Genomic DNA, 6,268 nt, shown 5'->3' with positions numbered 1-6,268 from the left:
TCCCTGTTCGGGCGCCGGGTAGCGCATGGCTATTTCGTGCTCTCGGCCGCGGCTGGGTTGTTCGTGTATCCGCCGAAGGGGCCGGTGCTGGCCAACTACGGGCTCGAGCGGCTCCGCTTCACCAAGCCCGTCTACCCCGGCGATACCATTCAGGTCCGGTTTACCTGCAAGCAGAAGACCGCCAAGGACACGCCGCCCGATGGCGTGCCGCAAGGCGTGGTCGAGTGGGATGTCGAGGTGACCAATCACGACCAGGAGGTCTGTGCGGTCTACTCGATCCTGACGCTGGTGGCGAAACGCCCCCCAGCCTGAGCCGGTTTACATCCAGCCTAATTGCTTGAGACTGAAGGCATCGTTCCACACCTTGGTCAGGTGGCGAATCTTGCCGCCCTCGAAATCCATGATGTAGACGTAGTCCGCCTCGACTCGCTTGCCGGTCGGCGGAACTGGCCCACCCGGGCCGGTGTGGGTGCCCCGGAAGATCGCGAACCCGATGACGTTCCCGCGCTGTTCGTCCACCGCGAACGAACGGATTTCGTAACTCGCGTCGGGCGCCGGAGTGAACATGCCCTTCATCCACTCCGTGTAACCCTCCACCGTCGTCACCGCCGCCAGCGCGTCGGCTTGGGCCGAGAAGGTTGCATCCGGACGGCAATACTGGCGGCAGACCGCCCATCCTTTGCCGGTCTCGCACGCGTCGAAGAACTGCTCCGCCGTTTCTCGGATCGAGTTCATGATCGGGTTCCCTTTCCAGTCGGGTTGCGGCCCCGGGGGGTCCCGGCGGCTCTATATAAGAGTGGCGCGCGGGCCAGGCGGGGGCAAGACCGGTCTTCTTCGGATTCGGTTTTGGTTTCGGCAGAGCCCTTTCGGATGGAGGGCGGGATGATCTTCTTTCGGAGGGTTCAAGACCGCTAGCCGAGGCCGAACCATGCACGTCTTTACCTATGGCTCCCTGATGTACCGCCAAGTCTGGGATCGGGTCGTTGCGGGCGGCTACCAGGCCCGGGCCGCCACGATCCGGGGGTTCGTCCGGGTCCGGGTCGGCAACGAGGTCTACCCGGCACTGCTGCGCGGGCCCGCGCAAAGCGCCGTCCCCGGCGTTCTCTACCTCGACGTTTCCGCCTCCGACCTTGCGACACTGGACCGGTTCGAGGACGCAGGTAAAACCTATGGTCGGATTCCGGTCTCGGTCGAGCTCGATGACGCCAGCGCCCTCGACGCCTGCGCCTATCTCTTCCTTCATCCCGACCGAGTCGACGGCTCGCCTTGGGAACCCGAGCGATTCGAGGCCGAGGGTCTTCAGCACTTCGTGAACACCTATTTGCGCGATCGGGCCCCCTGAGTCCGGTCCCCGTGGCGCGCCGTCCGGCGGGGAGCCATAATTGAGGGTCGCCGCCAGTTCCAGATCAGACCAATTCGGAGCTTGAACCCCGCCATGCGAAGGGCCCTTTCGTTATGTACCCTGATCACGTCCGTTGCCATGCCGCTCTTGGCGCAGAAGCCGGCGGCTCGGCCGGATCCCCGGGTTGAGTCGCTCAAGAAATCGCTCGTGGCCGATGTCGATGCCCGCGCCAAACTGACCCAAGAGATCAACGACCAGATCTTCAGCTACGGCGAACTCGGCTTCCAGGAATTCGAAACCTCGAAGTACTTGGTGGCGCTCCTCCGCAAAGAGGGCTTTACGGTGGAGGAGAACTACGCCGGGATGCCGACCGGCTGGGTGGCCACCTGGGGCGCCGGGAAACCGGTCATCGCGGTGGGCTCCGATATCGACGGGATTCCTCAAGCCTCGCAGGTGCCGGGTGTGGCCTGCCGCCAGCCGATGATTCCCGGCGCCCCCGGCCACGGCGAAGGGCACAATTCCGGCCAGGCGGTGGTCGTCACCGCGGCGCTCGCGGTCAAGAAGCTGATGGAGCGCGAGAAGCTCTCCGGCACGATCAAGATCTGGCCGGGGGTGGCCGAGGAACAGCTCGGCGGGAAGGCGTTCTTTACCCGGGCCGGGCTCTTCAAAGACGTCGACATCAGCTTCTTCACCCACGTCGGTGACAACTTCTCGACGCCGTGGGGCGCCCCGAACGAATACAGCGGCCTCGTCTCGGTCCTCTATTCCTTTCAGGGTATCAGCGCTCACGGCGCGGGGGCGCCCTGGCGGGGCCGGAGCGCGCTCGATGCCGTCGAGTTGATGAACGTCGGCTGGAACTACCGGCGCGAACACCTCCGGCTCGAACACCGTTCCCACTATGTGGTTCGGGACGGCGGCGACCAGCCGAACGTAGTGCCCTCGACCGCCTCGGTTTGGTACTTCCTCCGCGAGCTCGAAGCCCCGAAGATCCGCGACCTCTGGGCCATTGCCGATTCGGTGGCCGCCGGCGCGGCCCTGATGACCGGCACCAAGCTCTCCAGTGTCCGCGTGCTCGGCGCCGCGTGGCCGCCGCACTTCAACAAACCCGTCGCCGAGGCGTTGGCGGCCAACGTCCAGCGGGTCGGGATGCCGAAGTGGTCGGCCGATGATGTTCGATTTGCCAAGGCGATCCAGCACGAAATGGGGCAAACGGAACAGGGACTCGACACCTTGGCCCGCGGGCTCGATGCGCCGCCCAAAGACGCCGATCGCAAAGGCGGCGGGTCCGACGACATCGGCGATGTCTCGTGGGCTGTTCCGACCGTGCAGCTGCTCTACCCGTCGAACGTCCCGGGCACCCCGGGCCACAATTGGGCCGACGCCATCGCCATGGCCACCCCGATTGCCCACAAGGGTGCCACCGCCGGCGCCAAAGCCCTCGCGCTCACGATGCTCGATGTGCTGACCACGCCGAAATTGGTGTCCGACGCGTGGGACTACTACCGGAACGTCCAAACCAAAGACACGAAATACGAGTCCCTCGTTCGTCCGGAGGACCGGCCCGCGACTGAACTCAATGGGCCGATCCTGGCCCGGTTCCGCGATCAAATGCGGCCGTTCTACTACGACGCCGCCAAGTACCCGACCTATCTCGATCAGCTTGGCATCAAGTATCCCACCGTTCGAGCCGCCGACGGCAGTTGCGGCGCCAAGGCAACCCCATGAGACACACGATCCTCCTCCTCGCCACCGCCGCATCGGCGGCCGCGGCGCAAACGAAACCGTCCCGGCCCGATCCCCGGCTCGCCAAGCTCAAGCAGGATGTGGCCGCCGACGTCCAGGACCGGGCCAAGTTCACCCAGGAAATGGTCGACCAGGTCTTCAGTTTCGGAGAGCTCGGCTTTCAGGAGTTCGAAACCTCGAAGTACCTGGTGAGCATCCTTCGGAAAGAAGGCTTCACCGTCGAGGAGAACTATGCCGGGATTCCCACGGCCTGGGTGGCGACCTGGGGCTCAGGCAAACCGGTCATTTCGTTAGGCTCCGATATCGACGGGATCCCCCAGGCGTCACAGATGCCGGGGGTCGCCTGTCGAGCGCCGCTGGTGCCGGGCGGTCCGGGCCACGGTGAAGGTCATAACGCGGGCGTGCCGCTCAATATTACGGCGGCCCTCGCGGTGAAGCGGCTGATGGAGCGAGACAAGATCCCAGGGACCTTGAAGCTCTGGCCCGGGGTGGCCGAAGAGCAAATTGGGACCAAGGCCTACTACGTCAGGGCCGGTCTGTTCCGTGACGTCGACATCAACATTTTCAGCCACGTCAGTAGCAAGTTCGGCGTTGCCTGGGGCCAGCCGGACGGTACCGGCCTCGTCTCGGTCGAGTACACCTTCCGGGGCCAGTCGGCCCACTCGGCCGGGGCGCCCTGGCGGGGGCGGAGCGCCGCGGATGCCGTGGAGCTGATGAACGTCGGCTGGAATTACCGCCGAGAGCACCTTCGGCTCCCGCATCGGTCGCACTATGTGGTGACCAACGGCGGCGACCAGCCCAACGTCGTCCCCCAAGTGGCCTCGGTGTGGTACTACTTCCGGGAGCTCGACTTTCCGAGCATCAAGACCCTCTGGGCCATCGGCGATTCGGTGGCGCAGGGCGCCGCGATGATGACCGGTACCACCCTCGAACCGGTCCGGGTGCTAGGCTCGGCTTGGCCCAATCACCACAACAAGCCCATAGCCCTGGCCATGCTGGAGAACGTCAAGCAGGTGGGGATGCCGAAGTGGTCGGCCGAGGACCAGCGGTTTGCCAAGGCGCTCCAAACGGAAATGCAGGTCAAGGTCGAGGGCCTCGACAGCACCGTGTCCGACACTCTGCAGACGCCCCCCAAGATGGAAAACATGAAGGGGGGCGGCTCCGACGATATCGGGGACGTAACCTGGACCCTGCCTTCGGTGACCCTCGGGTTCCCGTCCAACGTTCCAGGCTTGCCCGGGCACAACTGGACCGACGCCATCGCCATGGCCACTCCGGTGGCCCATCAGGGCGCCACTGCGGGGGCCAAAGCCATGGCCATGACCATGCTCGACATCTTGCTCACCCCGAAGCTGATCGCCGATGCGTGGGACTATTTCAAGAACGTCCAAACCAAGGACGTGAAGTACCAGCCCCTGATCCGCCCGGATGACCGGCCCGCGACCCACCTCAATGCGGGCATCTTGGGTAAGTATCGTGATCAGCTCCGGCCGTTTTACTACGATCCAACCAAGTATGGGACCTACCTCGAGCAACTGGGAATCAAGTACCCCACCGTCCGGGCGCCCGACGGGACGTGCAGGCCCAAGGCCGTGCCCTGAGGCTGGCGGAACTTCGTGGCGGTGATTGCCGGGGGGATCGCGATGGCTGGCGGCCTGATCCCGGTGGTGGTGCTCGCGGGGCTTGGGGTTTTGGGGATTCGGGCCGGCTGGCGGCGGCTCCGCCCGGTTCCGGGAACGGTCAGCGGGTTGTAGGCGGTGCCACAAACCCCCGCTCGATCGGCGTGGCGAGATCGGGTGGGGCGGGCGGCCGAAAACAGAGATCGATCGCGAGGTAGACGGTCTTGGTGAACGGGAAAATCAGGACCGGGGTCAGCCCGACCGTCAGGAGTCCGCCCGCCAGCAGCGCGTTCCACGGCACGGCGGGCCAGGTCGCCACCATGGCAGTGGCAAAAAAGGCGCAGAAGGCGGCTTCGGTGGCAAACAGATTGATCGTGTAACTGCCGAGCCAGTAGCCGGGCTCATGGCGATCCAGGCGGAAGCCGCAGACCGGACAGCACGGGCAGACCGTAAACCAGCTCACGAAGATTGGGTGACCGCCGCAGACCGGACACCGAAGCCGGAGCGCCCGGGAGAACAAGGTCCGGGGAGGCGGAAACGCGGTCATCTCTAGATTGGGATCTCGTCGCGCACCAGCACCAGAATGGCGGCCTGCGGCACCACCAGGTACTTCTTGTCTTCGAAGCTGATTTCGACCGCCGCTTTGCGGAAGAAGATCGCCTGGTCGCCGACCCGGGCCTGCATCGGGCGGAAGCGGGGGGTCTTTTCCATGGCGCGCCACGGCTCCTCATCGAAGGTCGAGAGGTCGGCCACCGGGTCGCCCTGGCCGGTCGCGACGATCAGTCCGCTCTGGACCTGCTGGGTGTCGATGGCGGTGGCCGGCAGGTAGAGTCCGACCCGGGTCCGCTCTTCTCCGTCGTTCGGGGTGATGAGGACCCGATCGCCCACGACCAGAATCTTCTTTGGGGGAAAATCCATACCCTACTTCGTCTGGTGGACGGTAATCAATTCGATCAGCCGGAGCTTGCGGGACATGGTTGGCAGGCGGAGGGACACTTCCTCCCCCACCTTCCGGTCTACCAGGGCCCGGCCGAGGGGTGACATCAGGGAGATGTGGCCGGCATCGATGTCCATCATCTCGGCCAAGACCAGATGGAAGGTCTCGGTTTCGTCGGTTTCGAGGTCGGTGACGGTGACCTTCGACCCGAGGCCGACCCGGTCGGTCGGGGCTTCGGTATTAGCGAGCTGGGCCAGTTGGGACAGGCGAAGATGCAATTGCCCGAGGCGGGCCTGGACCAGTTGTTGACGCTCGAGGGCGGCCTTGTATTCCGAGTTCTCGCGGAGGTCGCCCATCGCGACGGCGGTGGCGATGGCCTGGGGCAAGGTGACGGTGAGCTCATGGCTCAACGCCTCGATCTCCTTGCCAAGTTTTTCCCGCATTTCCTGGATCATGTCGGCTGCCGGGCCCAAAAGAAGTCCGCCCGGCGGGGGAAACCAGCCGGGCGTCAAGTATCAATCAGACATAAAGATACCAACTTCGGGACGGGAGCGAAACCGGGCCGGGGAGGGCCGTTCGGCCCGGGTGGGACGCCAATTCCCGAACCCGGCTGCCATTTCTTGACGC

General features: G+C 64.9%; 8 protein-coding genes. 4 read left to right on the top strand and 4 right to left on the bottom strand.

What is annotated here, in order from left to right:
• Window positions 1–312, top strand: a 312-nt coding sequence (locus EXR94_13680; GenBank protein MSR03766.1) for a phenylacetic acid degradation bifunctional protein PaaZ, incomplete at its 5' end; no start/stop codon positions are given.
• 6 nt (window positions 313–318) lie between these two features.
• On the opposite strand, the gene EXR94_13675 is transcribed toward EXR94_13680, so the two are convergent.
• The gene (locus EXR94_13675) at window positions 319–735 is read right to left on the bottom strand and encodes a nuclear transport factor 2 family protein (GenBank protein MSR03765.1); all 417 of its coding nucleotides are present in this window, start codon (window positions 733–735) and stop codon (window positions 319–321) included.
• Window positions 736–928: 193 nt separating this feature from the next.
• Here EXR94_13675 and EXR94_13670 point away from each other — a divergent pair, with 193 nt between their 5' ends.
• The 3 genes from EXR94_13670 (at window position 929) to EXR94_13660 (ending at window position 4,686) form a co-directional block, all read left to right on the top strand.
• Window positions 929–1,342: a gamma-glutamylcyclotransferase gene (locus tag EXR94_13670; GenBank protein MSR03764.1), complete on the top strand. Its 414-nt coding sequence runs from the start codon at window positions 929–931 to the stop codon at window positions 1,340–1,342.
• A 93-nt stretch (window positions 1,343–1,435) separates the two neighbouring features.
• Window positions 1,436–3,067, top strand: a complete 1,632-nt coding sequence (locus EXR94_13665; GenBank protein MSR03763.1) for an amidohydrolase — start codon at window positions 1,436–1,438, stop codon at window positions 3,065–3,067.
• A complete protein-coding gene (locus EXR94_13660) occupies window positions 3,064–4,686 on the top strand; it encodes an amidohydrolase (GenBank protein ID MSR03762.1) in 1,623 nt (540 codons plus the stop codon). The genes EXR94_13665 and EXR94_13660 overlap by 4 nt, the downstream gene beginning before the upstream one ends.
• Before the next feature lie 139 nt (window positions 4,687–4,825).
• Here the strand turns inward: EXR94_13660 and EXR94_13655 are convergent, their stop codons facing one another.
• Genes EXR94_13655 through EXR94_13645 form a run of 3 tightly spaced genes read right to left on the bottom strand, consistent with a single transcriptional unit; the run spans window position 4,826 to window position 6,096 of the window.
• Window positions 4,826–5,251, bottom strand: coding sequence for a hypothetical protein (locus EXR94_13655; GenBank protein MSR03761.1), 426 nt, complete (start codon window positions 5,249–5,251; stop codon window positions 4,826–4,828).
• Window positions 5,252–5,253: 2 nt separating this feature from the next.
• Window positions 5,254–5,622, bottom strand: a complete 369-nt coding sequence (locus tag EXR94_13650; GenBank protein ID MSR03760.1) for a co-chaperone GroES — start codon at window positions 5,620–5,622, stop codon at window positions 5,254–5,256.
• Window positions 5,623–5,625: 3 nt separating this feature from the next.
• Window positions 5,626–6,096, bottom strand: coding sequence for a transcription elongation factor GreA (locus tag EXR94_13645; GenBank protein ID MSR03759.1), 471 nt, complete (start codon window positions 6,094–6,096; stop codon window positions 5,626–5,628).
• Window positions 6,097–6,268: the final 172 nt, after the last annotated feature.

Source organism: Gemmatimonadota bacterium (genome assembly GCA_009692115.1).
GTDB lineage: Bacteria > Gemmatimonadota > Gemmatimonadetes > Gemmatimonadales > GWC2-71-9 > SHZU01.
The sequence above is the reverse complement of the archived record's forward strand: the minus strand, read 5'-3'. Positions and strand labels throughout refer to the sequence as shown.

What these genes read in the sequence shown, in the direction of transcription:
- EXR94_13655 (MSR03761.1), bottom strand. Translation starts at nt 5,251, where the DNA reads ATGACCGCGTTTCCGCCTCCCCGGACCTTGTTCTCCCGGGCGCTCCGG.
- EXR94_13670 (MSR03764.1), top strand. Translation starts at nt 929, where the DNA reads ATGCACGTCTTTACCTATGGCTCCCTGATGTACCGCCAAGTCTGGGAT.
- EXR94_13660 (MSR03762.1), top strand. Translation starts at nt 3,064, where the DNA reads ATGAGACACACGATCCTCCTCCTCGCCACCGCCGCATCGGCGGCCGCG.
- EXR94_13650 (MSR03760.1), bottom strand. Translation starts at nt 5,622, where the DNA reads ATGGATTTTCCCCCAAAGAAGATTCTGGTCGTGGGCGATCGGGTCCTC.
- EXR94_13675 (MSR03765.1), bottom strand. Translation starts at nt 735, where the DNA reads ATGAACTCGATCCGAGAAACGGCGGAGCAGTTCTTCGACGCGTGCGAG.
- EXR94_13645 (MSR03759.1), bottom strand. Translation starts at nt 6,096, where the DNA reads ATGATCCAGGAAATGCGGGAAAAACTTGGCAAGGAGATCGAGGCGTTG.
- EXR94_13665 (MSR03763.1), top strand. Translation starts at nt 1,436, where the DNA reads ATGCGAAGGGCCCTTTCGTTATGTACCCTGATCACGTCCGTTGCCATG.